Raw genomic sequence first — 24355 nt, 5'->3', positions numbered from 1 at the left:
GACCCAGGGCCGGGGTGCGGGAGCGGGGTGCGGGAGCGGAGCGCGGGAGCGGGGGTCCCGGACATGCCCCGCTTGCAAGATTATTCGCGGATGCGGACCGCGGATTCACGCAGATACTGTTCCACCCTGGTGTAGGCGTCCCGGGTGAGCGCTTTCCACAGGGCCAGGGCAAGGCGTGGTTCCGTGGCTTCAAGATCCGCGATGGCGTCCTCGCCGAGCAGCATCACCTCCACCGGACCTACTGCCCGGACCGTCGTCTCCTGCCGCATGCTGCTGCCGAGGGCCATCTCCCCGAAGGTCATTCCCGCGCTGAGCGTATTGAGCTTGACCCGTTCGGACGTTGGACCGGGCGAGCTGCTGCTGACTTTCCCGGACGTGATGAAGTAGACCCCGCCGAACCGCAGCCCAACGCGGCGGATGACCTCGCCGTCGTCGTACGTCCTGGCCGTCATGCGGGACTGCAGGGCCAGCGCGTCAGCCTCGCCCAGCGGCGCGAGCGCGGGGGACGCCGTCACGGGCACGTGGTCCGGCACCTCCTGTCCGCCGTAGTGCTGCAGGAGACGGTTTTCGCAATACTCAACGGCTTCGCTGCGGGCCGAGAAGGACGGCACCGGCCCGCCGTCCTCAGCGAGCGACGCCGAGATTGAGCCGTCCGCCTCCACCAGCACCAGTTCGCATCCCGCCTCGGCCAGGGCCGTCCGAAGCGCGGTCAGCAGCCGCAACGCCACGTCACTTAGCTGTTCCGTCCTGCGCAGGTCCAGGACCGCCACTTCCACCGAATCGGGCAGGCCGCTCAGCTCCCGCGCCACGGATTCAGCGCCAGCGAAGAGAAGGTCGCCGTTGAGCTCGATCACCCGGGCCCGATGCCCGTTTTCCCGCAGCACGTCCGCGGACTCGACGCTGCGGCGGATCCCCGACGGCGTTTCGGTCACGTCGTAGGCGGTCAGGATGGCGGAGCGTCCGGCGCGGGCGGCCCGGACGAAGTGCAGTTCCATGTCCCGCGAGATCCGTTGGGCCGTCGCGAGGCCGCGGACACTGGTGCCGTGGTCGTCGAGGGGCGGCGAGTAGACCGCGAGCCCCACCTGCCCGGGCAGGACGGCGAGGATGCCGCCGGCCACACCGCTCTTGCCCGGCATTCCGACGCTGCTGATCCAGGCCCCGGCGTCGTCATACATGCCCGAGGTCATCATCACCGAAAGCACCCGCTCGACGGACCCGATACCAAGGACCTGCTTGCCGGTCAGGGGGTTGCGGCCGCTGTTGGCCAGCGTTGCCGCCATGATGGAGAGGTCGAAGCAGTTCACCAGCACCGAGCACTGCCGGAAATAGTCTTCCAGAACAGGCGCAGGGTCATCTTCGATGATGTCGAAAGACCGCAGCAGGTAAGCCAGAGCTGTATTGCGGTGGCCGTGCTTGAGTTCGGACTCGAAGACTTTCTCGTTGACGGACAGCTGCCGGCCGGCGAACGCGGAGAAGGTGCCAAGGATCCGTTTGAAGCTTGATTGTCCGCCGGAGCCTTTGATCAGCGAAGTCGCGGTGAGGGCTCCGGCATTAATCATGGCGTTGGCCGGTCGGCCGGTCCCCTCAGCGAGGGAGATCTCGTTGAAAGAATCACCCGAGGGTTCGACATCCACCTTTGCATCGACCGCCTCGCAGCCGAGATCTTCGAGGGCGAGCCCATAGGTGAACGGTTTCGATATGGACTGGATGGTGAATTCCTCGCGGGAATCGCCGATTTCGTAGACCTGGCCGTCGACGGTGGCGAGCGCGATGCCGAAGCTGTCCGGATCCACCTGGGCCATCGCCGGAATCGTGCTGTAGGGCGCGCCGTCCTTGAGCCTGGCGATCTCGTTGTGGATCCGGCGCAGGTAACTGTCGATGGGCGATTCCATGGGACCAACACTAGGCGACCGGTGCATGGGTGCCTTACGGGCCGTGGACCGTTTACTGCCCGTCGCGCAGAATCCAGTGGCACGCGTCCAGCCGAGCCACGATCTTCCCGCCGATCCGCGCCAGATCGGCAACTTCAGCCTCATCCAGGGCGTCCAGGAACAGCGAGCGGACCGCCTCCACGTGCTCGGGGGCGAGCGCCACGATGGTGGCAAGGCCCTCGTCCGTCAGGTGTGCGGTGGTGACGCGGGCGTCGCCAGGGTGGGGGCGGCGTTCCACCCAACCGCGGTTCTGCAGCTTGGTGACCACATGGGACAGCCGGGACAGGGAGGCGCTGGTGCGCGCGGCGAGTTCACTCATGGGCAGGAACCGTGCCTCGGCCTCGGACAGCATCGCCAGCACGCTGTAGTCGAACAGCGACAGCCTGCCCGCAGCTTGCAGCTGGGTGTCCAGTGCAGCCGGCAACAGGGTGTTGATGCTCAGCAGGGCCAGCCAGGCCCGGCGTTCGTCGGCATTGAGCCAGCGCGGTTCGGTCATGGCTACATTCTAGGAGACTCGAAGCTTGACAGTTCAACCTGGAGGTTTGGCATTTGCGGCTGAGCGCGGGTGTCTGCCGCCGGCTGCGGGTAGGCTACGCGTATGTACGTAGTCTCCCTGACCTATAAGGTTCCCGAAGAGATCGTTGACTTCCACCTGCCGGCACACGTCGCCTGGCTGCAGGAGGCCTTCGACGCCGGCGTCTTTTTGGTCGCCGGACGCAAGATACCCCGCACGGGCGCCCTGTTGCTTTCGAACGCGGACCGGGCCGCCCTGGATGCCTCGCTGGAGGAGGACCCGTTCTACGTCAACGGCGTGGCCGAATTTGAGGTCATGGAATTCCACGCCAGCCGGGTCGCGGAGGGCTTCGAAAACCTGCTGGACAGCTGATTCTCCTGCCGGGCCCGTGCCCGGGGCCCGTGTGCGTCGGCCGGGGCGCTGCAGTCAGCCCGCACGCACTCCGGCGGCCAGTTTCTTGAGTCCGCCCTTCCGCGGGACCACAACGGGAGCGGGCCAGCGCGGAGCCAAGTCATCCCCCAGAGTGACGCCGCGGAGCTTGCGGCCACATAGGGGCAGCACCCAGTCCTGCAGCCACCGCCATTGTTGGCGTGCCCTGCCCCGGAGGCCCGTCTTGACGGGTTCGGGCCAGTTCGCGGGCTTGAGCGAATGCGACACGCCGAGCTGGTTCAGGACTTGCCCAGCAAGATACTTGTGGCCGGCCTTGGACATGTGCAAACGGTCCGAATCCCACATCCGCGGATCGTGGAGTGCGTCAAAGCACCAATAATCGACCAGCACGGCCTCATACCGGGCCGCTATCTCACGCACGCGTTGATTGTAAATCGCATTGCGGCGTTTAAGGGGTTCCAGCACCGCAGACACTTTGACGTCGAAGCCTGTGAAGAGCACCAGGGTTGCCCCGGACTCGGACAGCTTGGCCACGAGCACCTCGTAGTCCCTCATCAGGGCGTCGATATCGGTGCCGGCGTCCAGGATGTCGTTCCCGCCTGCGTACAGGCTAACGAGCGACGGTTCCATGGCCACGGCCGGTTGCAGCTGTTCGGCGACGATGTGCCGCAGCCTCTTGCTGCGGATGGCGAGGTTGGCGTATTCCCAGCCCGGCTCCGCCTTGGCCAGCCTTTCCGCGACACGGTCTGCCCAGCCCCTTACCCCGTTGGGCAGCCGCGGGTCGCGGTCCCCGACCCCTTCGGTGAAGGAATCTCCGAGAGCAACAAACAGCCGCCGGCCGCCCTGGCCCGCACTAAGAAAGTTTCCAGTCACGCGCCCACGCTAGCCGCGTCATCCGGCGGGCGGGGAACGGCGGGGTTAACACACGGAAAATCCGGCGGCAACGCGGGGTCAGCGGAGGACGATGTCCACCGGGTTGGCCTCGGACCGCCATATCCCCTCGGAACCGGGACGCGGACCGATGACGGGCGAGGTGAGGACACCGGAACGGTTGGTGCGTTTGTCCCGCAGGATCTCCGTGACGGAGCCGAGGTGGCGGGACAGATCGATCACGTTTTCCGGAGCGGCCAGGAGCAGCTGGAAGCCGAACTCATGCAGGGCCTTGATACCGGCACCGGCGAACTCCTCCGAAGCCAGCACAAACGCCTCATCCATCATCACGGTGCCGTATGTGGTGAAACCCTGCTCGGCGATGCCCAGCTGGTAGCTCAGCGCCGCGGCCATGATGAAGGCGGTGAAGCGCTGCCGCTCGCCGCCGGACATGGATCCGGTGTCCGCGTGCATAAAGACATCCGTCTTTCGGGCGCCCTTCTTCGACGCCGGCGCTTCACGGTGCTCCTTGCACTGGATAAACAGGTGCCCGCGGACATCGAGGACCTCGGCGCGCCAGCGCCTGTCCTCCGGGGTCTGCGAACCCAGCCGCTTCACGAGCGTTTCCAGCGATTTGTAGCGGGCGGTGAGCTCGACATCGTCGTCCGTTTCCGCCCCGGTCGCCGGAACCACTGCCTTGCCCGGCCGCGTGTGCCGGACTTTCAGGGCGTTCTGGATGGCGTCCTTGAACTGTTTGGCCGTGGCGGGCAGGGTCTGCTTGATATCCAGTTCGAGGAAGCTCCCCTCGTGGAAATTCACCTCGGACAGGATGCCGTTGAGCGGGAGGATGCGGCTGGTGATGGTGCGTCGTTCCTCATCGAGCAAGTGCAGCAGGGTACTGAAGGACTCGTGTGTGCGCTGGTTGAAGAACTGCCGGAATTCCGCCTCCTGGGCGGGAAGCCCGTCGCTCACAATCGCGTGATAGCGGGCTTCGAACTCACCGGCGGCGCCGATCGAGGTGCCGTGGTCGGCGGAAATTGCGGTACCCCATTCGCGGACGAAGCCCTCGAAAATGCGGGTCAGCCGCTCCGACGTCGTCTGCCCGCGCGATTCGGCCGCATGCAGCTCGGCGAGGAGCCGGGTCCGGACGGCGTTGGCGAGGTTATCGAGTTCATGCATCTCCTGCACCCCGTCGAAGCCAGTGAAGTACGGTTCCAGCGCGGTGACGGTGGCGTCCGACGGCGGCGTCTGCTCCAGGCGGGCGCGGGCTCCTTCCAGCAACGCATTGGCGGCGCTGAGTTGTCCGTCCAGGGCCCTGTACTCGCTTTGCAGCACGGCCGCCGCTTCGGTGCTGGACTGGTGCTTATGCCGGACACCTTCGATATTGGCCCGCAGGGGTTCCAGGTCCGCCTGCGCTGCGAGGGCGTCTTTGAGCCGTTGTTCAATCCTGGCCAGTTCATCCGCCGCGACTGCGGCAGATACCTGTTCCCAGGGTCGGTGGTCGTCCGCGACGCGGCGCAACGCCTCAAGCTGGCGGGTCATGCCCTGGTGGGTTTCCTCGCGGTTCTGCGCGAGTTCGGCGGCCCGGGCGAGTTCCTGCTCAAAATCGGCGACCTGGGCCGCGACGAGGTCAAGCTTGGCGGCGTTGTCGAATCCGAGCACGTAATCCTTCCGGCCGGTGAAGCGGTCATCCTTCTCCACGGTGTGCCGGTTGCGCTTGACCACGCCGCCCAGGCTCAGGCCCTTGTCGAGGCCGGCCAGTTCGTCGGGGTTCTCAACGCACGGGTAGGCGAAATCGAGGGCGATCCGTTCCCGGATCCAGGCGCTGGCCTCGGCAACGGCGGACGAGGGGTGGCCCTCGTCGGTCAGGAAACTCAGCTTGGTCAGCAGATCGCCGTCGGCCGCGTCCTCCACCGCGAGTGCGCCGCCGGGCAGCGGTTTGGACACATCCACGGCGCGGAGCGAGCCGCGGACGGAGTGGTCATTGAGGTAGCGGGTGACTGCCGCGAAGTGTTCGCCCGGGACCAGCAGCGTCGTGGCCAGGCTCCGCAGGGCACGCTCGGCGGCGGGCCGCCACCGTTCCTGGCCTTCGGCGAGGTCGATCAGCTCACCGCCAAAGGGCATGCGCTCCTCGGCAATGCCGGTGGCCGCGGCGATTGCAGCCCGGTTTTCGATGCTCGACGGCGGCAACAAAGACTTGCGCGTCCTGAGCGAGAGGAGTTCCTGCTGGGCCGCGGCCAGTTCGCGTTTCTTGGTCGCGTGGCCGTCAAATGCCTCGAAGCGCAGTTCCTTCAGCGCCTCGGAACCGTCCTGCAGTTCGGCGGACCGTGTGGCGGCAAGCTCGTGTGCCTGGGCCCAGCCGGCCGCCGTCCAGTCCAGTTCCAGGCCGGCGTCGGCCAGCGACGTGCGGGTTGCTTCCTCCACCTGCTGGCGAAGCTTGAGCCCCACCCGGGCGTTCTCGAGTGACTGCTCGATCGCGGAGATCGCGTTGCCGCCCTGGTTGTTGTAGTCCGCTTCGAGCCCGCGCAGGTCCTTGGCGAGGCCGTCGCGGACGCCGCGTTCGGCTGCGAGTTCCCTGGCCTTCACCTGGGCAAGTCCGCGGTAGCGTTCCAGGGTTTTGCCGTGCACGGTGACGGCCAGCTGCTGCCTGTACGCCTCGAATTCCTCTCCGCCGAGCTCACGCAGCCGGTTCGAGTCGAGCAGGGACTGCGCGTACTCCTTATTCAGCCCGGGCACGGGCGCCAGCTGGTCGCGCTGCTGCCGGACGTCCTCGAGGCGCTGCCGGATGGACATCAGGTTGCTGAATTCCTCGACCACGTCGTCTGCGGCTGCCAGGGTCGCCGGGGCGTCCAGGACCTGGTCGCGGAAGAAGGTGTTGACGCTGCCGCCGAGGCCCTTGCCGGCCTGGATCACGCGCAGCAGCGGCAGGGCCTGGTCCGAGTTGATGCCCAGCAGCCGGCGGAACCGTTCGGCGAAGGCCTTGTGGACGTCGAAAACCTGAGCGTCGGGGAAGATCGCGTCCAGTGCCGCCTTGCCGAACCGTTTCTCGGCGATACCCTCCAGCGCGGCGAGGTCCAGCGGCCTGTTGTCGATCAGGTAGAAGCGGCCGACGCTGGATTCGGTGCCGTTTTTGGGCAGGTCGAAGAGGGCCGAAATGGTCACTTTGGTGCCGGCGGCATTGTCGAATGTCAGGGCGACGGCGGACCAGGTTGCACCCGGGCGCTGGAACGCACTCGCGGAGCCTTCGCCGACGGCTTTGTCCCCCACCTTGCCGCGCATGTACGTAAACGTGGTCCGCCGGTCTTCCACGGCGCCGCCGGCGCGCTGCGCGGCGGCTTCGTTGGAGCGCGGCCGCGCGTCGAAGACCCGCAACATCGCGTCGAACAGCGTGGACTTGCCGACCCCGGAGTTGCCGGTCAGCAGGGTTCCGCTGCGGTCCACGTGCATCGTGTGGGCGCCGTGGAACGTGCCCCAGTTGACCACCTGGACGAGGGCCAGACGCATCTGTCCCGGGTTCGCGAGCTCGCCCATCGGCAGCATGGTTGCGATGCTCACTTGGCTGCCTCCGCTTCCTCAGTGTCGTCGTCCGCTGGGGCCGGCGAGCCGGCGTCGAGCTCGATCAGCGGTTCGGTCCCGGCCGGGTCCGTGCTGGCCGTGACCAGGGCCTCGATCTGGGCCGGGATGTCGCCGATGTTTTCGAACGGGAGGGCCAGCGGGAGGGCGTTGGAGATGGTGTAGACGTCATCCAGGCCCGTGGCGAGGAGGAGCTGCCTGGCCAGCAGCTTGGTGATGGCGCGGTTGACAACGTCGGCGTCCCGGAGGGCGTCCTGCTGGCCGGCCGGCTGGTAGTGGGCCACCAGTTCGGCGATTTCCTCACGGGTAATGGTGGGGTCGGTCTGGGCCGTGACGTGGCGGTCCAGCAGCAGGCGCAGGCGGAGCAGGACGATCGTTTCGACCCGGCTCAGGGCGCGCTGCTGGCGCAGGATGCTGGCGCGGGTGCCGGCGCCGACCGCTTCGGGATCCACCGGACGCAGGACGGCAACCTTGCGGTCGTGGTCCAGCTGCAGCGTCAGGAACAGTTCGGAGAGGCGGCTGCGGAGAATCAGCTGGTTGTCCAGCAGCGTGGTCCAGAGCTTCTCGTCGCGGCCGCCATCGATGTACGGGCCTTTCAGGAGCTTCACGAGAGCCTGGCGGACCTTCATCGGCAGCACACCGGTGTCCCCGGGGAAGAGCGCGGCGCCATCAACGAACGTGTCCCGCGGCGTGATCGTGAACGGGTCGGGGCGGACGTGTTCGGGCTGGGGCCGGGCGTCCGGTTCCGCCGGTCGGGCTGCTTCGGCTGCGGCGCCCGGGGCGGGCGCAACCTGCGCGTCGGGGGAAAGATCGGTCATCTTCAGTCCTTCTTGAGCGTGACGACGGGCAGGTACGCGGTGCGGGTCGAGCCGTCGATTTGGTCGAAGTCGACCGGACCCCAGGCATCGCGGTCGAAGCCGGCGCCGCCGTGGAGTGCCTCGGCGAGCAGTGCCCGGATGGAGTTGATGTGGCGTTCCCCGGCCGGCAGCTGTTCCCAGGCGTCGGTGAGCGAAAAGGCGCCGGCGAGCGCGGCCCGGATCGCCTCGGGCTTCGCCTTGCCGGTCCGGGGCGAACGGGCCCCGGTCCGAGTCGGAGAAGGCGATGGGGTCCGCCAGCTTGGGCGGCGCCGCAAACTCGTCCGGGTCGAACAGCTTCACCATGGCCAGTGATTCAAAGCCGGCGTTGAACAGGACGGGACCGCGGACCAGGCCGGGGCGTTCCCGCTCGTACGGCAGGGACCGGATGGCCTGCTCGGCCTCGCGCAGCACTTTCCGCAACCGGACCGACTGGCGGAAATCGTCGCTCTGGACGTAGGTGTTAAGGCTCTCGCTGAGTCTGCCGTAGATCCGCTGGATCTGGCTGTGCTGGGTGCGCAGCTCGGCCACGAGGTTCTTCAGCGTTTCGCGTTCATCGGAGCGAAGGTCGTCGGCGAACTGACGGCTGAGCACTTCGCCGATCGCGGACCGGAACCTGAGCTGCTGCTGCGGGTCCTCAAGGAACGCCGTGAAAGACCGGAAAGTCCGGCCCTCGGGACTTTGCCGGAGCCGCTTGTCTGCCTCCAGCACCTGGGCCATGGTGGCACCCTTGCTGAGGGATTCCTCGATGATCTGGTTGCGGAGCTCCCCGACAAGCTCCTCGATCCGGTCACGCATCTTCTTGTAGTCCGCGGGCAGGCTGGCTGCCAGGTCCAGGATGTTGCCGGCGGCTTCCACGGCCTCGTCGTCGTCGAGCAGGCCGTCGTAGTCGCCTGAGCTGATGTCCGTGATCAGCTGGCGCCGTTCGCCGATCTCCTCTTCAAGGGATTCGAGCCGCGCACTCTGGTCCGGGTTCGTCTCATTGGCGAGTTTTTCGACGTCGCCGAGCAGTGTGCCGAGGCGGGAACCGTTCAGCGTGGACCGTTCGCTGGAGAGACTGTCCAGGAAGGCGAGGACGCGGGCGGCGGGTTCGGTGACTTCGTAGACAATCTGCCCCGACTGGTTGCGCCGGGTCAGGAAGTTCTTGCGCGTCCACTCGTCGCCGAAGGACTTTCCGTTGGCCGAACCGCCCAGGGCCGGGTCCTCCCTGCGGAGCTGTTCGAGGAAGGCGTCGACGTCGGCGTGGAATTCTTCCAGCGGCAATTGGGCGCGCGTCCGGGTAAAGGAAGCCTGCAGTACGGCAATTACCCAGGGTGCCGACCGGGTCAACGCCCAGGCCGGGCCTTTGGTGAGGAGCTCCAAATCCCGGAGCCGGGCGCTGATGGCGTCGGCCGGGGACACAGCGGAACGGGACATGCACTCTCCTTCGGCGGGTTTGGGGGTGTTGGTGGGCAGCGGATATGAAGAAAACTGCCAGCTACAAGGTTAACGCAGCGCCCGGTTTGCATTCGTCGTTGAATGGTTCCGGGTTCAAGAGCACACTGTGTACATCACTGGAGAGGAGTGTGCCATGGGTAGGAAAACAGCATTATTGGCGGGCGCGGCGGCGGCTGCGGTGTTGCTCGGCGGCGCAGCGGTGGCGGCGGCGGCAGCAAACCAGTTATCGAGGAATGCCCCGGGCCCGAACGTCAGCCCCATCGTGGCCATGCCCGCAAGTATCGGGTGGGACGACGACGATGACGATTTCGGGGCACCGCCGCTGAGCGCCGCTGACCAGGACAGGGCGGCGAACGTCGCACTGGCACAGGTCGGGCAGGGTCGCGTGAGCGAGATCGAACGCGAAAACGGCGGCGCCGCCTACGAAGTAGAAGTGCGGCTGGACAACGGCACCCAAGTGGAGGTGCTGCTGGGACCCGACTTCCAGGTCCTGTATCAGGGCGCCCCCGAATACGACGACGACTAGGCGCAACGCGGGGTCAGATCCGGCCGGCTTTTATGGGCGTGAAGTGACCCCGCGTTGAAGTTTCCGCGACCGCCCCGTTACCTACGCGCGGGTAGGGTTCCGATCCCGCAACAAGAACCGGCCCGGGGCCCAGGACGCTGGTTGTGCGTGTCTCCTGCCATCTACGCTCGGGCTACTGATCCGGGGCAATGATGCGGGGGACGTATGCAGTTCGACTTGAGCGCAGTGGAAACAGGGACCATGGTGTTCCTGGGGACCCTCGTGTTTGGCATGGTGATCGCGTTCCTGATGGCAGCGGCAGCCTTCGCAGCGTTGCTCCTGGCGGGCGCCGGACGGCTCGTATGGCTTTCCGCGGCGGGGATTCTGCCGGCACTGGTCCATAGCATCAACCGCGGCTGGGACCGCCTGGTCCACCACGCAGCGAACGTCGACCTCACCGGCGACTTCAGCGCTGAATTTCCAGGGCAGCAGGCCCCTAGTACCGGCACCTACCCGCGGGTAGTATTGCGGGACAGCTGAAGGGTCCCCCACCCCCGGCGGATCCACGGCCCGTGCCGGGCGCCCCGGCCTGAGGAGATGCCCGATGAGCTCCGCCATTGAAGACCCTGCCACCGCCGGTCCCGCCGCCACGGAGCACATCGGCCACAACGCAACTGCCGCCGACGCGCGGGCCGTCGCCGAGGCCGCCCGGGACACCAGCTGGGACCGGCCCAGTTTCGCCAAAGGGCTGTATCTCGGCAACTTCGACCTGGCACTGATCCATCCGTGGCCGGAGGCTCCGGCTGACGACGTCGAGCGCGGCGAAGCGTTTATGGCCAAGCTCACCGTCCTTTGCGGCAGCATGTCAGGGCGCACCATTGAACGCGATGCCCGGATTCCGGACGACTACCTCAAGGCCCTGGCGGAGCTGGGCGTCTTCGGCATGAAGATCCCCCGTGACTACGGCGGCCTGGGCCTCTCCCTTGTGTACTATGGCCGGGCGCTGGGCCTGCTCGGCTCCGTCCACCCGAGCCTTGGCGCGCTGCTGTCCGCACACCAGTCCATCGGCGTCCCGGAGCCCGTGAAGGTGTTCGGGACCCCCGCCCAGAAAAAGGAATATCTGCCCCGCTGCGCCGCCGGAGCCATCACGGCGTTCCTGCTGACCGAACCCGACGTCGGCAGCGACCCCGCCCGGATGGGCAGCACCGCAGTCCCCGCCAGCGACGGGGAATCATATGTCCTGGACGGTGTGAAGCTCTGGACGACCAACGGCGTAATCGCCGAACTCGTCGTTGTGATGGCACTCGTCCCCCCCTGCACCGATGCTGCCGGCACCGCGCACAAGGGCGGCATCAGCGCCTTCGTCGTCGAAATGGACTCCCCCGGGATCACGGTCGAAAACCGCAATGCCTTTATGGGCCTGCGCGGCATCGAGAACGGGCTCACCCGATTCCACCAGGTCAGGGTCCCGGCCGCCAACCGGCTCGGCCGCGAGGGCCAGGGATTGAAGATCGCCCTCACCACCCTCAACACCGGCCGGCTCGCGCTCCCCGCCCTGTGCGTCGCCTCCGGACGGTGGAGCCTGAAAATCGCGCGCGAATGGTCCAATGCCCGCACGCAGTGGGGACGCCCCGTCGGCCAGCACGAAGCCGTCGGCAAGAAAATCGCGTTCATCGCCGCCAGCACCTTCGCCCTGGACGCAGTGTTCGAGCTCACCGCCGAAATGGCCGACGCCGGACAGAAAGACATCCGGATCGAGGCGGCCCTAGCCAAGCTGTGGGCCACGGAAATCAGCTGCCGGATTGCCGATGAGCTGGTGCAGATCCGCGGCGGACGCGGCTTTGAAACGGCGGATTCATTGGAAGCCCGCGGCGAACGCGCGGTCCCCGCCGAACAGCAGCTCCGCGATCTCCGGATCAACCGGATCTTCGAAGGGTCCTCGGAAATCATGAAGCTGCTGATCGCGCGCGAGGCGGTGGATGCGCACCTGGCCGCGGCCGGTGACCTCGCCTCCGCGGAGGCGAGCCTGCAGGACAAGGCGCGGGCCGCCGTCGGCGCCTCCGGGTTCTATGCGAAATGGCTGCCCAGGCTTGTCGCCGGCGCGGGCCTGGACCCCAGATCCTACGGCGACTTCGGCCGGCTCGCGAAGCAGTTGCGCTTCGTCGAGCGTTCCTCGCGGCGGCTGGCCCGGCAGACTTTCTACGGCATGGGGCGCTGGCAGGCGCAGCTCGAACACAAGCAAGCGTTCCTGGGCCGGATCGTGGACATCGGGGCGGAGCTGTTTGCCATGGCCGCGTGCTGCTCCAGGGCCGAGATGCTGCTGCGGACCACCCCGGAACATGCTGCCTCTGCCTATGAGCTCGCCGAGGCTTACTGCGAACAAGCCCGCGTCCGCGTTGATGAGTATTTCGACCAGCTGTGGCGGAACACCGACGACGCCGACCGCGTTCTCTCGCGGAAGGTCCTGGCCGGCGACTACGAGTGGCTGGAAGCAGGCGTGCTGGACCAGTCCGAAGGGACCGGTCCGTGGATCGCCGACGCAGCCCCGCGGGCATCGGTCAAGGAGAACCTGCACCGGAAGTACCGCTGACCGGCACCCGGGCGGCTGCAGAGGTGCGGCATCCCGGCTTCCCGGTCCTACTCCGGGCTTATACCGTCCACGTAGTACCAGCGGCGGTCCTCGCGCACGAACCGGCTCGTTTCATGCTGGACGCCGCGTTCGCCGTCGTGGCGGAAATGCGCCGCAAACTCGACAACCCCCTCCCTGTCCAGCGGCCCGCCGCGGGTCGTGGACAGGATGTCGAGACGGCGCCACTGCAACGCCGGATCAAAGTCCAGGCCGGACGGCCGCGTGTCCGGGTGCCAGGTCCGCATCAGATAGCCGGCGTCCAGCAGCACGAACGCGGCGTACCGGGATCGCATCAGCTGTTCGGCGGTCGGCGCCTCCGCGGCGCCCCGGTGGAACCGGCCGCAACACCCTGTGTATTGCTCGCCGGAGAGGCACGGACAGTTCCCCTCGAACATTGCGGGGTCCAGCCGGCGGCCCGGCCCATGAGCGGATGGAATGGGGTTCGTCACAGGTTTCCTTCCGTCGGGCCGGGCGGACGGCGACGGCGCGGCTGCTTTCGACTATAGACGCAGGGCGCCGAACGCCGGCCGGGCATAACGGCTTTGACACAACTTGCCCGGGGCCACCGGTCCGGCCCTTGTCCGCGCCGAAAAGTCCGTATGGTTAGAGGGGGCTCCTGCCCGGCGCGGGTGCGGCCGGAGACCCGCTGCAGGCTGGAGAGGAGAGGTGAAGTGGGAGATCCGACGTTAGTGGTTCTGCACCTGACTTTTTTCGGGACCGTGGCTGTTGCCTTCGTGATGTTCCTCGGTCTCTTTTTAGTTTTTGTCGCCACGCTGGTGTTCGCCGGCATCGGCCGGCTCGTGGCGATGGTCCTGATGGCCATCGTCGGGCTCTTCGGATACAGCCCCGAGTGGCGCGAGGAACAGCCTCCCCGGCCGGCCAAGCCCGCCGTGGTGGCCCGCCCGGACAGGAAGCATCCCGCACTGTCGCAGGACTGGACCGCCGCCGTCGCCCTGGCCGATGACCGGGCCGCGGCGAAAGCCGCCAAGCGTACCGCGCCCGCCGTCAGCGTCTCTGTCCGCGACCTCCCCAGCCCGGCGGCTCCGGTCCGGGATCTCAAGGAAGTGTCACCGCTTGTGGCGTCAGCCACCGACCGGAACGGCAGGCCCGCCGCCGCTCCGGCGGCCTTCGGGGAGTCCCCAATGCCCACCGCGGCGTCGGTGCTGGATACCGGATCACGTCCCTGCGTGCCCGGGCGGACACCGCAGACAGAGGGCAAACCCCAAGTGACATTCAGGTCGCAGACAAAGAACAAGGCACAGGCACAGGGCAGATGAGCCGGCTGAGACCCTACCCGGACCGGTCAAATCCGCTAGCGTGAACCCATGGAATTCAGATACCTGGGGAACAGCGGCTTCAAGATCTCGGAAATCACCTTCGGCAACTGGCTGACACACGGCTCACAGGTCGAGAACGACGTTGCCACCCAATGCGTCCGGGCCGCGCTCGATGCCGGCATCAGCAGCTTTGACACGGCTGATGTGTATGCCAACACTGCCGCAGAGACCGTCCTCGGCGCGGCCCTCAAGGGCGAACGCCGGCAGTCCCTGGAAATCTTCACCAAAGTATTCGGCCCCACGGGACCCAAGGGACACAACGATGTGGGCCTGTCCCGCAAACACATCATGGAGTCCATCGACGCTTCCCTGGTCCGGCTCCAGACGGACTACGTGGACCTGTACCAGGCCCATCGGTATGACTACGAAACCCCGCTGGAAGAAACGATGCAGGCATTCGCCGACGTCGTCCGGCGGGGCAAGGCCCTTTACATCGGAGTCAGCGAGTGGACGGCCAACCAGATCCGCGACGGCCACACCCTGGCCAGGGAGTTGGGCTTCCAGCTGATCTCGAACCAGCCGCAGTATTCGATGCTGTGGCGAGTCATCGAAGCAGAAGTTGTTCCGACATCGGAGGAACTGGGCCTCTCGCAGATCGTCTGGTCCCCGATGGCGCAGGGCGTCCTGAGCGGCAAATATCATCCCGCAAAACCGGCTCCCGAGGGTAGCCGCGCCACCGACGACAAGGGCGGCTCGAAGATGATCGAACGCTGGATGTCCCCTGAGGTGCTGACCGGCGTTCAGCAGCTCAAACCGGTGGCCGAGGAGGCCGGCCTGACCCTGCCCCAGCTGAGCATCGCGTGGGTGCTGCAGAACAAAAACGTGGCCTCGGCCATTATGGGGGCATCCCGGCCCGAGCAGATCGCGGGCAATGTCGCAGCCGCCGGCGTCAAGCTGGAGCAGCCCATCATGAACAAAATCGACGCCGTGATCGGCGCACTGGCCGAACGGGACCCGTCCCAGACCAGATCGCCCGCCGCCCGCGAGGCGTAGGTCGGGACAGGGTGTCCACCGGTCCGGCAGGCTCGGCAGGGTGGAGCGAAGAACCGTCAGCCGAAGCACCCTCGGCGAGGGCGGGCAGCCGTTTGCGGCTAGGAGTTTCGCATTCGACTGCCCGCAGTCTTACCGCTGGTTTTTACGGGGTTTCACAAAATTAATTTCGCTATTTTCGCTTTTGGCCCTTTTTTCGATTCTTTTTTCGAGAATCGATTTTCCGGCTTTTTTGGCATTGAAACTTCTAGGCGACTTTCCTGACAACGAGATCACCACCTTTCTGGAATTCACATCTACCCCATACCATACACATTAATATTTTTTATGCCAGCCCGGCCTCGCGGCTCGATTTACGGCGTCGCCCGGCGCCCTGCAAGGGTCCCGGAAAAGCCCAATTCCCGGCAGCGGACATCCCACGGCACCGCGTCGAGTTTTTTCCGGACACACTGCCAATCACCGCCCGCTAAACCGCTCCGCGCCAGCCCGCTAAACACTCCAATGCCGTGGAAATATCACCAGCGAACGGGAATTTTCGGTCCGCGTCACTAAATCACGGGGGACAGCCTTTTAGCAGTTTCCGCAAATTATTGATTCGGCGGACGAACGCGCGGACCTTTCCATGCTGCCGCCGGTTAAGCCACGCGATCGTGGGGTCCGGTTTAAGGGCCCGGTATTGACGGCGTTCCGCACCGGGCGTAGACCGGTGAGAGAGGCTACCCCGGCCACGACGGGACCGGCCCGAAGCAGAAAACCAGCACAGAAACATCAGTTCCATGCCAAAACAAATGTCCAGACACACCCCTGGAGTCCTGCACCGCCGGTTGCCCGGGGTCAGCGCCCATCCCGGCGAGCCGAGCGACGGGCCACTGACGGTCGAGGAACTGCAGCTCGCTGCGCGGAACCATTCGATGCCGCTGGAGGGCCTGCGGCAGGACACCACACCGCCCGGGCTGCACTATCTGCTAAACCACTTCGACATTCCGTTTATCGATGCCGACCACTGGCACTTGCGGGTCAGCGGTGCCGTGCAGCGCTCACTGGAGCTGAACCTGCGTGCGCTCCGCCGGGCCCCGAGCATCAGCGTCCCGGTGACCCTTGAGTGCGCCGGCAACGGCCGGTCCCTGCTGCGCCCGCGGCCCGTCAGCCAACCCTGGGTGCTGGAGGCCGTCGGCACAGCCACTTGGGCCGGCGTCCCGCTGGCGTACCTCCTGGAGCAGGCCGGCGTGAACGAGAACGCCGTTGAAGTGGTCTTCACCGGTGCGGATGAGGGCCTCCAGGGAGGCGTCCGCCAGCAGTACGCCCGCAGCTTGCCGGTCGCCGAGGCGCTGCGCCGGGACATTGTGCTGGCCTACCGGATGAACGGCGCCGACCTGCCGCCGCAGCACGGTTATCCGCTTCGGCTGGTGGTCCCAGGCTGGTACGGCATGGCCAGCGTTAAGTGGCTGTCCGCCATCAAGGTGGTGACAAAGCCCTTTGAGGGATACCAGCAAGCGGTTGCCTACCGCTACCAGCAGAATGCGGACGACGCCGGCGCACCGGTTACCCGGATCAAGGTCCGTTCGCTGATGCTCCCACCCGGTGTCCCGGACTTCTTTACCCGGCGCCGGGTGCTGGCGGCAGGGCCCGTGATGCTGACCGGCCGGGCCTGGTCCGGGCGGGCCGCGGTTGCGCGAGTCGACGTCGGGATCGACGGAAAATGGGCGCCCGCGCACCTGGAGCACCCGGCCGGACCGTTCGCCTGGTGCGCCTGGTCGATGCCCTGGGTGGCCGATCCGGGTGAGCACGAGCTGACCTGCCGTGCCGCAGACGCCAGCGGAGCTGTGCAGCCGCTGGCCACGGTCTGGAACTACCAGGGCATGGGCAACAACGTGGTGCAGCGGATCCGGGTCACTGTCGAATAGTCACCGCGGGTCCACGGATCCAGATGTTCCCGGAATCAGTAGTCCACGATCGCACCGCTGGAGACGTTGATGGTGGCGTCTGTGATTGCTGCGGCCTTGTCCGAGGCGATGAACGAGGCGACATTTCCGACGTCCTCCAGGGTGGCGGTGCGGTTCAGGTGCGCGGTCGCCGCGATCTCCCGCACGATCTCCTCGCGTCCCTCAACCTGCCAGGGGATGGTCTCGATGATTCCTCCGCTGACCATGGTGACCACCCTGACGCCGTTTTTGCCCAGCTCAAGCGCCCATTGCCGGCGCAGTCCCTCCATCGCGTCCAGCGCTACTTTGAATCCGCCGAGGCCGGAAAGTGTTTGCGGTCCGGACCCGCCGAACATGAGCACGACGCCGGCGCCCTGCTTGATCATGTGAGTGGCTGCCGCGCGGGTGGTGAGGAAGTGTGTCCGCGTGGCCAGGTGAATGGGCTGGGTGAAATCGTCCACGTCGATTTCCATCAAGGGTTGCTGGACATCACCGAAGGAGATGACGTTGAAGGAGATGTCGATCCTGCGGCTCTTTTTTGCCACCCGACCCACGAACGCATCAACCTCCTCCTCGTTGAGGGCGTCAACGACAGCGATTTCGGCCCGGCCGCCGGTCTCCTCGATGTCCCGTGCCACTTTCTCCAGACTGGCCTCAGTCCGTCCCGCAAGGTGGACCACAGCACCCTCGGCAGCGAAGGCCCGCGCCACGGCCCCGCCTATCGAGCCGCCGCCTCCGTAGATCAGCGCAGTCTTGCCGTGCAGTAGCCCGCTTTCCGGCCTCCCGTTATCCAGCACGTCGTCCGCCTCCTGCCAGGGTGGTAAATTTCCTCCACTATGTTCCCGCCGTCGGCCAGTGGCAAGAGGCGGCAGCCACTAGCCCCGTGGAGGGGTGGCTTCGACGACGCCCGGCGGATGACCACCGTCATCCGCCGGTTGTGGGTCGCCAGGATCGGCCGGACCCTGGTCCAGATGGAACGGAGGATACTCGTCGCGCATCAGGGCGGCGTAGGCAAGCACGCGGTAGATCCAGCGGTTTAAACCCAGCAGGAGATCGAAGAGACCCCTCCGGTACCGGCCGGTGAAAAGCAGAATGACACCCGCGATGAAGACCAGCAGCCCCAGGAGGGACACGCCGGCTCCCTCCTGCACCCAGTTGCCGTCGCGGACCGCCCAGGCCCGCACACTGCCGGCCACGACCGCGATGATCAGCAGATGCGGGATGGCCAGCAGCCAGGACTTCACCAGCACCAGGCCGCGGGAGAGCCTGTCCGGGTAGTCGACGTCGAAGTCCGCGGGGTAGTCCGTGCGTGCCAGGGTGAAGGGCGGATAGCGGTCCGTGCCGAGCACCCCGTACGCGTAGAAGGCCACCCGCCAGCTCCAGCGGATCACCCCCACGTTGAAGTTGAACAGGGCGCGCGGGTAGCGGCCGGTGAACAGGATCGCAAACCAGGCAGCGATGGTGGTCACGATGAACGCGAACCACAGGAAAACCAGGACAACGTAGTGCGGGATGGCCAGGAACCACTTCACCAGCCACAACCAGCGTGACAGGTTCGGGTCCAGGTAGCCGCTGAGCCGCGCAGGGTAGGACCGTCCGCCGGGGACCGGCGGACGGTCCGGTGCGGTGTAGGAAGGAACGGCGCCGGGCGCAGCATACGGCTGCGTTGCGCCGGGCGGCAGAGGATACGACGGCGACGGCGGGTACGACGGCGGTCCGCCGCGGCCCAGTCCGGCAGCGCCCGCGATGACGAGCGGGACTCCCACCACCAGCAGGATCAGGCCGCCGATGAGAAGCCCCAGGAAGATTGGCCAGAGCAGGTCGGACCGCGCCCCGGCCTGCAGCTCGACAGCTACAGGGCGGCCGGCCTCGGCATTCATGATAACTACGGCCCAATCCCCGGACTTCAGGTTCCATGTGAGTTCCTGCTGACCTGGCCCCGAGGCGGACGCCGTCCAGAAACCCTGGTCTGCGGGCCGCGCCGGAGCCGTGGTACCGGCGAACTCACGGTACTGCACGAGGAACGGCTCAAACTTCACGCCGGCGATCTCGGCATGTTCGACGCCGGCCAGGTACGCGTCCACCTCGGAGCGCGGCGCGATTCCGAGGAAGATTTCCCCCGCGGGGTCGGTGGCTTTCCCGCGCAACATGATACTGGCCGGAAGATCCGCCGGGGCGGCATCGGGCACGTTTTGTCCGGAGGCAAGGTCGAGACCCGGCGAGGTCAGGGCATGGGAGTTGTGGGACAGATATTCCACCGTCGACGTGTAAAACCGGCCCTCGCGCTGCTGGTAGTTGGCCCATCCGCTGATTCCCGCACCAGCCAGCAGTCCGAGTCCGGCTATGGCGCTCAGCGTACCCAGTACCAGCATGGCAATCCGGCCCGGCTTCATGGCAGTCCTTCCGCTTGGCGGGTGCCGTCCCGGCCGCTGATCACGTGCTCCTTATTATCGGGAGCGCCTTCGATTCCGCGGCGCGGGGTCAGTGCCGCAGACGCGGGGCGTCAGACGTGCGCCCTGGCCTTGAGGACCACCAGGGGGTCCACGAGGCGCAGACGGCATGGCGTCTCGGAAGCGTCGATCCCGGAATAAATCAATGAGAGCCGGGCACGTTCGCGGAGTTCGTCGATTGCCGGCTCCGAAACGCGCGAGTGGGCGAGGTCGATCACAATTTCATGGTCCGGTAACTTGTGCGCCACCCGCCGTGCGACCACATAGAGGGCTCTGACGTTGGCCGCGGTGACCACGCCGTGCACCTCTATCCGCGTCGACCCCGCCTCGGCATCGATACGGATGATGACGCTTAACCGCGGGTCCCCAATATGGTGGTGCATGGGACGCTCAGACCTCCCGGGCCTTCGCCGGAACTCCGGCGAAGGCAGGTCGTGCGCTGCAACTGCCCATAGTGCGTGGTCTCCTGTCGGTTCATGCTGAATCCGGCAACGGCAAATATGCCGCTGCCGGTTCGAAACTGAACGAGACCCGTCGTGCGTATCCTCCAAGCGGTTCCTCCCCCAATATCTGTACGGGAACCGCCCCAAAACCAGCTTCCCGGATCTGCCATGCCGGGGTAAGGGACGAAAGGCCCTTATCTGGCGGGGGACTGCGTTGTACAGCGGCGTTCCGGCCCATAGCCTGATGCCTATGCGTAAAGCCCACTGTCCCGCGATCCTGCCCGACCTCATCCTGGCTTCGGTCCGGCAGCCGGGGGACGACTCGCTGTCGGATGTGCAGATCAGCGCCGGAGTTGTTTCGGCCGTGATGCCCGCCGGAGCACCTCCGGCCGGGGTTCAGGTGGTGGACTTCGGCGGGCGCTACGTCATTCCCGGTCTGTGGGATGAGCATGTCCACTTCACCCAGTGGGCCCTCGCCGCCAACCGGGTCGATCTCTCCGCCGCCATGTCCGCACGCGGGGCTGCCGACGTCGTCCGTTCTGCCGTCGCCGGAGCTGACGCCGGCACTGACGCGGCCGGGTGCGGCCTGACCCTGGTGGGCGTCGGGTTCCGGGATGCAGTCTGGTCCGACGCTCCCAGCCGTGCACTGCTCGACGCCGTCACCGCCGGACGGCCGGCGGTACTGATCAGCCATGATCTGCACTGCGTCTGGCTCAACGGAGCGGCGGCGGAAAGGTACGGGGTGAGCGTGGACGAGTCGGGCCTGCTCCGTGAAGATCCCGCTTTTGCGCTGACCCGCGAGCTTGGCAGGCTGCCGGACGACGTCGTCGATGGGTGGGTGCGGGAGGCCGGCCGGGCTGCCGCCGCTCGCGGCGTCGTGGGTGCCGTGGACTTTGAGATGACCTGGAACCGGGACGTGTGGCTGCGCCGGATGACTGCGGGCTTCGATGCCTTGCGGGTGGAGGCCGCGGTGTACCCGCAGGATCTTGACCGCGCCGTGGCTGAGGGACTGCGGACCGGCCAGGGCGTGGCCGGCACGCACGGGTTGCTGACGGTCGGCCCGCTGAAAGTGCTGATTGACGGTTCGCTGAACACCCGGACTGCCTACTGCGTCGATCCGTACCCGCACGGCGGTCACGGCCTGCTCACCGTGGGTGAGGCCGAACTGACCGCACTCCTGGTCAGGGCCCGGGACGCAGGCTTCCGACCGGCGGTCCACGCGATCGGCGACGGCGCCAATGAGGTGGCGCTGAACGCGTTCGCCGCCGTCGGCATCCCCGGGCGCATTGAGCATGCCCAGTTTGTCCGGCACGATGATTTCGCCCGCTTCAGCGCGCTGGGCCTGACCGCCAGTGTCCAACCGGCCCACGCCCTCGATGACCGCGACGCCGCGGATTCCAACTGGGCCGGGCGCACGGACCGGGCCTTCCCCTTGCGGTCGCTGCTGGCTGCCGGGGCCACCCTCGCACTGGGTTCCGACGCGCCGGTGGCGGCGCTGGATCCCTGGACGGCAATGGCGGCGGCCACCACCCGGGCCCGCCAGGACGGTCGTGCGCCCTGGCACCCCGAGCAGGCCTTGACCCGGCAAGAAGCCCTGACGGCCTCAACCCGTGGACGGGGCCGGATCCGGGTTGGGGACCGGGCCGACATCGCCGTGCTCGATGCCGATCCGCTGTCGGCGTCCGAGTCGGTTTTTGCCGCGATGCCGGTGGCCGCGACGCTGGTGGCGGGGCGGTTCACGTACGCCGTCGCTGGGGCGTCCGCCGGTTATACTCGGTCGCAGCCATGACAAGCATCCCTTCCTCTCCGGCCACTGCCCGCATCGACGCCTGGCTCTGGGCAATCCGGGCCTACAAAACGCGCTCGGCCGCCACCGCAGCCTGCCGCGCGGGCCATGTGCGGCTCAATGGGAATCCGGCAAAGGCGTCGCAGACTGTAGTGCCCGGCGACACCATCCGGGTCCGGCAGCCGGGCTATGAGAGGATCCTCGAGGTCCGCAGGCTCATCGTCAAACGCGTCGGCGCCGAGGCCGCATCGCACTGCTTCACCGACCACACGCCGCCACGCCCAGCGGCACCGGCACTTGGCCTGCCGCAACGCGACCGCGGCGCCGGGCGTCCCACCAAGAAGGACCGGCGCGAGATGGAACGGCTCCGGGGCCCGGAGTAGCGGACTGGTTCTTTCAGGTCCACAACGGCTCAGTCCGCCGGCTCAGGTCTTAGCGTCCTTTGACCCGTGCCTGCACGAGGTTGGCGAACGGCAGGCCGCCATGGCCGGCGTGAAAATCGGCGTGGTAGCGGGCTTCGGCTGCGTTCAATTGTTCCGTCGGGAGCTCCCGCCAGGCAATGATGAGGGACCCGGCGGCGGCGAGCTGCCAGATCAGCCGGCCGTCCCAGTGACCCGGCGGCTTGCCTTTGCCGAAGTCGACGAACTCCTGGATCTGCCGGCGGAGTCCGCGGTTCCCCTTGCTGCCCGGACCGGCCTTGCCGACGTACAGGACGTCGGCGTCGTCCACCCACTCGGCGGCCAGGGCGACGGCCGGCAGCGAGGGGTCCTTCTTCTTGAAGATGCCCGCCGTGCTTTTGGCCAGGAATTGCGGCTGGAATCCCTCGGGCCGGAGCACCGCGAAGATCCCGGGCTTTTGCGGGATCCGGTTGATGTCCAGCGCGGCGATGTTCCGGAAGCCCGCGAAACCCTCGGATTTAAGGGTTTGTTTGGTGATCGTCATGGATTCCTCGGGCTAGGGTGCGGGCGGTACCCAGTCTACGGAGATCCTCACGGCCCGGTAGTAGAAGGTGGCGCGGGCAGCCGGGGCTGCGTGCGGTCCCGGGACCGCCCCCAGGTATAGGGGCGTTGATCGGTTTGGCCTACCACGTGCGAGTCGCGCAGCACCTGACCCGCGGGTGCAGATACAGTGAGCCAACCATGAATTAGGGGGATATGTCCGGATGCGGTCTGCAACGAGGGGGGCATGACCGTGATGGCACAGTGGTTAGGCATGGCCCGCCGTGCAGTCCCGGGCGGAGGCCACCTGCCGGACACTGACTGGACGATTCGGCACCGGGGCGTCGGGGCCACGGCACTCGCCGCGTCCCTCAGCGTCGCCGTCGGCACCGGACTCTCCGGCGCCCCGCTGGTGTCCGCGCTCCTCTGCGGCGGCATACCCGTGGTCCTGGCTGCCATGGGCTGGCTCGCCCCGGTGGGTCGGCGGCTGCGGGCAACCTTAAACTCCGCAGCCCTGATGGTCGCCGCGGCCATCGCCGTGCAACTGTCCGGCGCCGTGGAGTCGCAGTTCTTGTTGTTTATCCTTGTTCCCATCGTTGCCCTCTATGAGGACTGGGCCCCGCTGGCAGTAGCGTCCCTGATCGTCGTTGGTCGTTCCGGCATCCCCGGCACCGTGCTCTCGGATGCCTCCGGTCCCGGCGCCGTCCCGGTGTCGGCCCATACCGATCCGCTGGTCCTTGGATCATTGTTTGCCTTGATGTGCGTCACGAGTTTGATTCCGATGTCTGTCCTTTCACAGTCCAGGGTTGCCGAGCGGGTCCGGCTGGGACGCCTGGAAAGGCAGGCGCTGCACGACCCGCTGACGGGGCTGGCCAACCGGACCCTGCTCGCCGACCGGATGCGGCAGGCATCCGAGGCCTGCCGCGCCACCGGGGAATCCATCCTCGTCGTTTCCGTGGACCTCGACGGTTTCAAACCTGTCAACGATTCATTCGGACACGCAGCCGGCGATGCGCTGCTGGTCGAAAGCGCACGCCGGTTGCGCGGCTGCCTGCGGCCCGGTGATACCGCGGCCCGCACGGGGGGCGACGAATTCACCCTGCTGCTGCCCGGCGCGGACCACATGGCGGCGGCTGACGTGGCCCGGCGGATCCTGGATGCGCTCGTGGCCCCGTTCCGCTTGAACGGCTCGGAACTGAGCCTCAGCGCCAGTCTGGGCCTGGCCCACGGCACCGGGCTGGACCGTCCGGAGGACCTGGCGTCCCAGGCTGACACGGCCATGTACGCGGCCAAGCACTCCGGACGCGGCCGCTTCATGATCTACGACGAGGCGCGGCGCCGCGATGTCCACGGGTCGATGGACGTGAATCCCGATGACGCGCGGTCCTGGGCGGCATACCTGGACACGCTCCGCGCCGAAATAGCCGCAGCCAAGGCCCTGGGACTTCTTCCCGAACAAACCCGCGGCCCGGAAACCATCCGCCGGACGCTGGAATCGCTGCTGGCCGCGGTCCGGCAGCTTCCGCCGGGGCCGGGACCGGCCCGCCTTGCACTGCCGCAGGCCACAGCGCTGGAGGAATTCGTCTTCCACCACGGCCTGGTCCTGCAATGGGCTGATTCCCTCGTTGAGCAGGGGATCATCTCAGCACGGATGTCTCCCGGAGCGGAGTCGTTCCGGAGCGGGCTGCATCGAGTCGCGACCCGCCAGGGCAGCACCGGCACAGGCACGCGCGGCGGGCAGCAAAGCACTGAGACCTCCGGAACGGCCGGTTAGGAGAAGTCCCGG

20 protein-coding genes and 1 pseudogene are annotated in these 24355 nt (G+C 66.9%); 10 read left to right on the top strand and 11 right to left on the bottom strand.

Annotation, left to right across the window (positions count from 1 at the left end; translation table 11 throughout):
- Positions 1–80: 80 nt before the first annotated feature.
- Positions 81–1892 (bottom strand): glutaminase A, encoded by a 1812-nt coding sequence (gene glsA, locus KY499_RS12580; protein ID WP_123253810.1) that lies wholly within the window; start codon positions 1890–1892, stop codon positions 81–83.
- A gap of 52 nt (positions 1893–1944) precedes the next feature.
- Positions 1945–2427 carry a MarR family winged helix-turn-helix transcriptional regulator gene (locus tag KY499_RS12575; protein ID WP_123253811.1) on the bottom strand — a complete coding sequence of 161 codons (483 nt, stop codon included), beginning with the start codon at positions 2425–2427 and terminating at the stop codon, positions 1945–1947.
- A gap of 102 nt (positions 2428–2529) precedes the next feature.
- On the opposite strand from KY499_RS12575, the gene KY499_RS12570 reads away from it, so the two are divergent.
- The gene (locus tag KY499_RS12570) at positions 2530–2817 is read left to right on the top strand and encodes a YciI family protein (RefSeq protein ID WP_123253812.1); all 288 of its coding nucleotides are present in this window, start codon (positions 2530–2532) and stop codon (positions 2815–2817) included.
- 54 nt (positions 2818–2871) lie between these two features.
- On the opposite strand, the gene KY499_RS12565 is transcribed toward KY499_RS12570, so the two are convergent.
- The 4 genes and pseudogenes from KY499_RS12565 to KY499_RS12550 all read right to left on the bottom strand — a co-directional run bounded on the left by KY499_RS12565 (position 2872) and on the right by KY499_RS12550 (position 9548).
- Positions 2872–3708, bottom strand: a complete 837-nt coding sequence (locus tag KY499_RS12565; RefSeq protein ID WP_258190760.1) for an SGNH/GDSL hydrolase family protein — start codon at positions 3706–3708, stop codon at positions 2872–2874.
- Between the two features lie 78 nt (positions 3709–3786).
- A complete protein-coding gene (locus KY499_RS12560; RefSeq protein WP_219885519.1) occupies positions 3787–7260 on the bottom strand; it encodes an ATP-binding protein in 3474 nt (1157 codons plus the stop codon).
- A complete protein-coding gene (locus KY499_RS12555; protein WP_375141094.1) occupies positions 7257–8096 on the bottom strand; it encodes a DUF4194 domain-containing protein in 840 nt (279 codons plus the stop codon). Before KY499_RS12555 ends, KY499_RS12560 begins: the two co-directional genes overlap by 4 nt.
- A gap of 2 nt (positions 8097–8098) precedes the next feature.
- Positions 8099–9548 (bottom strand): annotated as a pseudogene (locus KY499_RS12550) (DUF3375 family protein).
- Between the two features lie 154 nt (positions 9549–9702).
- Between KY499_RS12550 and KY499_RS12545 the strand changes: the two are divergent.
- The 3 genes from KY499_RS12545 to KY499_RS12535 all read left to right on the top strand — a co-directional run bounded on the left by KY499_RS12545 (position 9703) and on the right by KY499_RS12535 (position 12664).
- Positions 9703–10095 carry a PepSY domain-containing protein gene (locus KY499_RS12545; protein ID WP_219885518.1) on the top strand — a complete coding sequence of 131 codons (393 nt, stop codon included), beginning with the start codon at positions 9703–9705 and terminating at the stop codon, positions 10093–10095.
- Between the two features lie 204 nt (positions 10096–10299).
- Positions 10300–10614 carry a hypothetical protein gene (locus KY499_RS12540; protein WP_123253816.1) on the top strand — a complete coding sequence of 105 codons (315 nt, stop codon included), beginning with the start codon at positions 10300–10302 and terminating at the stop codon, positions 10612–10614.
- A gap of 64 nt (positions 10615–10678) precedes the next feature.
- The gene (locus KY499_RS12535; protein WP_219885517.1) at positions 10679–12664 is read left to right on the top strand and encodes an acyl-CoA dehydrogenase family protein; all 1986 of its coding nucleotides are present in this window, start codon (positions 10679–10681) and stop codon (positions 12662–12664) included.
- 47 nt (positions 12665–12711) lie between these two features.
- Here KY499_RS12535 and KY499_RS12530 read toward each other — a convergent pair whose 3' ends face one another.
- Entirely contained in the window at positions 12712–13098 is a 387-nt protein-coding gene (locus KY499_RS12530) for a YchJ family protein (protein WP_219887000.1), read from the bottom strand.
- A 276-nt stretch (positions 13099–13374) separates the two neighbouring features.
- Between KY499_RS12530 and KY499_RS12525 the strand changes: the two genes are divergently transcribed.
- From KY499_RS12525 to KY499_RS12515, 3 genes are all read left to right on the top strand, one after another.
- Positions 13375–13980 carry a hypothetical protein gene (locus KY499_RS12525; RefSeq protein ID WP_219885516.1) on the top strand — a complete coding sequence of 202 codons (606 nt, stop codon included), beginning with the start codon at positions 13375–13377 and terminating at the stop codon, positions 13978–13980.
- 48 nt (positions 13981–14028) lie between these two features.
- Positions 14029–15033: an aldo/keto reductase family protein gene (locus KY499_RS12520; protein ID WP_219885515.1), complete on the top strand. Its 1005-nt coding sequence runs from the start codon at positions 14029–14031 to the stop codon at positions 15031–15033.
- Positions 15034–15806: 773 nt separating this feature from the next.
- Positions 15807–16934 carry a sulfite oxidase gene (locus tag KY499_RS12515; protein WP_375141093.1) on the top strand — a complete coding sequence of 376 codons (1128 nt, stop codon included), beginning with the start codon at positions 15807–15809 and terminating at the stop codon, positions 16932–16934.
- A 35-nt stretch (positions 16935–16969) separates the two neighbouring features.
- Here KY499_RS12515 and KY499_RS12510 read toward each other — a convergent pair whose 3' ends face one another.
- The 3 genes from KY499_RS12510 to KY499_RS12500 form a co-directional block, all read right to left on the bottom strand.
- Positions 16970–17749 carry an SDR family NAD(P)-dependent oxidoreductase gene (locus tag KY499_RS12510; RefSeq protein ID WP_123253822.1) on the bottom strand — a complete coding sequence of 260 codons (780 nt, stop codon included), beginning with the start codon at positions 17747–17749 and terminating at the stop codon, positions 16970–16972.
- 78 nt (positions 17750–17827) lie between these two features.
- Positions 17828–19345, bottom strand: coding sequence for a DUF4389 domain-containing protein (locus KY499_RS12505; protein ID WP_219885514.1), 1518 nt, complete (start codon positions 19343–19345; stop codon positions 17828–17830).
- A gap of 110 nt (positions 19346–19455) precedes the next feature.
- Complete coding sequence (locus KY499_RS12500; RefSeq protein ID WP_123253824.1) at positions 19456–19785, bottom strand: hypothetical protein; 330 nt, start codon at positions 19783–19785, stop codon at positions 19456–19458.
- 310 nt (positions 19786–20095) lie between these two features.
- Here KY499_RS12500 and KY499_RS12495 point away from each other — a divergent pair, with 310 nt between their 5' ends.
- Both KY499_RS12495 and KY499_RS12490 read left to right on the top strand, forming a co-directional pair.
- Positions 20096–21634, top strand: coding sequence for an amidohydrolase (locus KY499_RS12495; RefSeq protein ID WP_219885513.1), 1539 nt, complete (start codon positions 20096–20098; stop codon positions 21632–21634).
- Positions 21631–22014: an RNA-binding S4 domain-containing protein gene (locus tag KY499_RS12490; RefSeq protein ID WP_123253826.1), complete on the top strand. Its 384-nt coding sequence runs from the start codon at positions 21631–21633 to the stop codon at positions 22012–22014. Before KY499_RS12495 ends, KY499_RS12490 begins: the two co-directional genes overlap by 4 nt.
- A 49-nt stretch (positions 22015–22063) precedes the next feature.
- Here KY499_RS12490 and KY499_RS12485 read toward each other — a convergent pair whose 3' ends face one another.
- Positions 22064–22573, bottom strand: a complete 510-nt coding sequence (locus KY499_RS12485) for a hypothetical protein (protein WP_219885512.1) — start codon at positions 22571–22573, stop codon at positions 22064–22066.
- Positions 22574–22843: 270 nt separating this feature from the next.
- Here KY499_RS12485 and KY499_RS12480 point away from each other — a divergent pair, with 270 nt between their 5' ends.
- Complete coding sequence (locus tag KY499_RS12480; protein WP_219885511.1) at positions 22844–24343, top strand: GGDEF domain-containing protein; 1500 nt, start codon at positions 22844–22846, stop codon at positions 24341–24343.
- Positions 24344–24355: the final 12 nt, after the last annotated feature.

Source organism: Arthrobacter sp. PAMC25284, assembly GCF_019443425.1.
In the GTDB taxonomy this organism is placed as follows: domain Bacteria; phylum Actinomycetota; class Actinomycetes; order Actinomycetales; family Micrococcaceae; genus Arthrobacter; species Arthrobacter oryzae_A.
This window is presented reverse-complemented; position numbering and strand designations above follow the sequence as displayed.